At 66.6% G+C, this 2,709-nt stretch carries 3 protein-coding genes and 1 pseudogene; 3 read left to right on the forward strand and 1 reads right to left on the reverse strand.

The window, feature by feature from the left end; genetic code table 11:
• Positions 1-152 precede the first annotated feature (152 nt).
• From A6A05_RS02690 to A6A05_RS02700, 3 genes are all read left to right on the forward strand, one after another.
• Positions 153-548 (forward strand): response regulator, encoded by a 396-nt coding sequence (locus A6A05_RS02690; protein ID WP_068497217.1) that lies wholly within the window; start codon positions 153-155, stop codon positions 546-548.
• A 189-nt stretch (positions 549-737) separates the two neighbouring features.
• Positions 738-1,007, forward strand: coding sequence for a translation initiation factor IF-1 (infA, locus tag A6A05_RS02695; RefSeq protein ID WP_068497215.1), 270 nt, complete (start codon positions 738-740; stop codon positions 1,005-1,007).
• Between the two features lie 37 nt (positions 1,008-1,044).
• Positions 1,045-2,370 (forward strand): DEAD/DEAH box helicase, encoded by a 1,326-nt coding sequence (locus A6A05_RS02700; RefSeq protein ID WP_082910644.1) that lies wholly within the window; start codon positions 1,045-1,047, stop codon positions 2,368-2,370.
• A 63-nt stretch (positions 2,371-2,433) separates the two neighbouring features.
• Here A6A05_RS02700 and A6A05_RS21180 read toward each other — a convergent pair.
• Positions 2,434-2,709, reverse strand: a pseudogene (locus A6A05_RS21180) (ABC transporter substrate-binding protein); the annotation flags it as partial.

Genomic DNA, 2,709 nt, shown 5'->3' on the forward strand with positions numbered 1-2,709 from the left:
AGGGGGGCATGATGGATGAGTCATTCCATCTTGAATCACGCTCACGCCCGCCTGTCCAGGCTATGTTAACGCCTATGAGGCCTGCGCCTCCCCCTTTCGCTTTGCGCGCGACGCTGGTACTGTTCGGTGCGGTGCAGGAAAGGGATGGATCGATGGCGGACGAGGTCGATTTCACGTCGTTGAAAGTTCTGGTGGTCGACGACCAAGAATTCGTCCGCACCATCGTCAAGAAAATGCTGCAGCAATTGGGTGTCCAGACGGTGCTGGAAGCCCAGGACGGCAACAGCGGCCTGGCCGCCGTGGTGCGCGACGCTCCCGATCTGGTGATCTGCGACGTGCAGATGCGGCCGATGGACGGCTTCGGCTTCATCAAGATGCTGCGGGCGACACCGGCCGTCAGCCATACCCCGGTGATCATGCTGACCGCCCATACCGACGCCGCGACCGTGGCGCGGGCCAAGGAACTCGACATCGGCGCCTTCCTGGCCAAGCCGATCCTGCCGCCGGCCCTGAAGGAAAAGATTGTCCGGGTCCTGGCGAAGTCATAGGCAGTCGTCGCTTTTTCCTTGCTTCTTTGCTTGGAAACCTTCATGTTCCGGGCGTCGAAGCTTGCCCGTCGACCGCTTGGCCGCTCCAACGGCCACCCCGGTCTTTCCCATCGGCCTTGGTTCGACTCCCTGCAACCGCCCGTCTTTCGGCCGATTTCGGCCTGCTCGGGCGTTTAGGAAAGGCGCCTCGTGGCTAAGGAAGACCTGATTGAGTTCGAGGGCGTGGTGGCGGAAGTGCTGCCCGATTCGCGATTCAAGGTGACGCTGGATAGCGGTCACGACATCATGGCCTATGCCTCGGGACGCATGAAGAAGAACCGCATCCGTATCCTGGCCGGTGACCGCGTGACCGTGGAAATGACGCCGTACGATTTGACCAAGGGCCGGATCAATTTCCGCCACAAGGACGAGCGCGCCGTTCCCACGGCCGGGCCTCGCCCGCAGACCCGCCGCCGCTAGACCAGATTGCGGCCGGTCGCCTGTTTGAAAGAGTTCCATGACCACTTTTGCTGAGCTCGGCCTGGCCGAGCCGTTGTTGTTCGCCCTCGAAGCCGAGGGCTATGCCACCCCCACCCCCATTCAGACCCAGGCCATCCCGCAATTGCTGGCCGGCCATGATGTTCTGGGCATCGCCCAGACCGGCACCGGCAAGACCGCTGCCTTCGCGCTGCCGATCCTCCATCGCCTGACCCTGGAAAAGCGCCGCGCCGCTCCGGGCACCGTGCGTGCCCTGATCCTGGTGCCGACCCGCGAGTTGGCGGTGCAGGTGGCCGACGGTTTCGGCACCTACGGCCGCAACATCCGCTATCGCCGCGCCATGGTGTTCGGCGGCGTCGGCCAGGGCCCGCAGGTGCGCGCCATGGCCGGTGGCCTGGACGTGCTGGTGGCCACCCCCGGCCGCCTGATCGACCTGTTGGACCAGGGCCACATCCGCCTGGACCAGGTCACCACCCTGGTCCTGGACGAAGCCGACCGCATGCTGGACATGGGCTTCATCCCGGCGGTGCGCAAAATCGCCTCGAAGCTGCCGGTTGGCCGCCAGACCCTGTTGTTCTCGGCCACCATGCCCAAGCCGATCGCCGATTTGGCCTCGTTCCTGCTGCGCGATCCGGTCCGCGTCGAAGTGACCCCGGTCGCCTCGACCGTCGACCGCATCGACCAGAAGGTGATGTTCGTAACGCGCGAGAACAAGCGCAACCTGCTGTTGGACGTGCTGCAGGGCAATTCGGTCAACCGCGCCATCGTCTTCACCCGCACCAAGCACGGCGCCAACCGCGTCGCAGAGCAATTGGCCAAGTCGGGCGTGACCGCCGACGCCATCCACGGCAACAAGAGCCAGAACGCCCGCCAACGCGCGCTGGAAGACTTCCGTAGCGGCAAGGTCCGCGCCCTGGTGGCGACCGACATCGCCGCCCGCGGTATCGATGTGGACGGCGTGACCCACGTCGTCAATTTCGAACTGCCGGTCGAACCGGAAAGCTATGTCCACCGCATCGGCCGCACCGCGCGCGCCGGCGCCGAGGGCATCGCCCTGTCGTTCTGCGACGCCGAGGAAGTGGCCTATCTGCGCCAGATCGAGAAGACCATCCGCCAGGCGGTTCCGGTCGAGCACGACCACGCCTGGCATGCCGAACCGATCGCCCGTCTGGCCACGGCGGCCGCCCGTCCCGGCGGCCCGGTTCCGCGCCCGCCGGTGCGCGGCCAGCAAAAGCCCCGCCCGCCGCAAGGCGCCAAGCCCCAGGGCGGCCACGGCGCCAAGCCGCACGGTGCCGCCCCGGGCGCCAAGCCCCACGGCGCCAAGGCCCATGCCCGCGGCCGCTGACGCGACCTGACCATCGGACATGAAGAAACCCCCGGGGCTGACCCCGGGGGTTTTCTTATACGCCTATCCCGGCTTCTTGGCCGCAGGGGGCGGGGGCGGCGGGATTTCTTCTTCCCAGCGCATCGGACAAGACGGTGCCTGGCGATCGCGCCAATCCTTGGCCAGAACCTGGCGGATTTCGTTGGTCAGGCGCCCCTTGGCGTCGCGGGCGACCTTGCGCAGCACATAGGCCTGGACCGGGGTGTGATTGCTGGCGAAGCGGAACGAGCCGCGCACCGAATGGAAATCGGCGCGGCGAAGGGCGGCGCGCAGGGCATCGGGATCGGCGGTGCGCCCGCC

The organism is Magnetospirillum moscoviense (genome assembly GCF_001650635.1).
In the GTDB taxonomy this organism is placed as follows: Bacteria; Pseudomonadota; Alphaproteobacteria; order Rhodospirillales; family Magnetospirillaceae; genus Magnetospirillum; species Magnetospirillum moscoviense.

What these genes read in the sequence shown, in the direction of transcription:
- A6A05_RS02700 (WP_082910644.1), top strand. Translation starts at nt 1,045, where the DNA reads ATGACCACTTTTGCTGAGCTCGGCCTGGCCGAGCCGTTGTTGTTCGCC.
- A6A05_RS02690 (WP_068497217.1), top strand. Translation starts at nt 153, where the DNA reads ATGGCGGACGAGGTCGATTTCACGTCGTTGAAAGTTCTGGTGGTCGAC.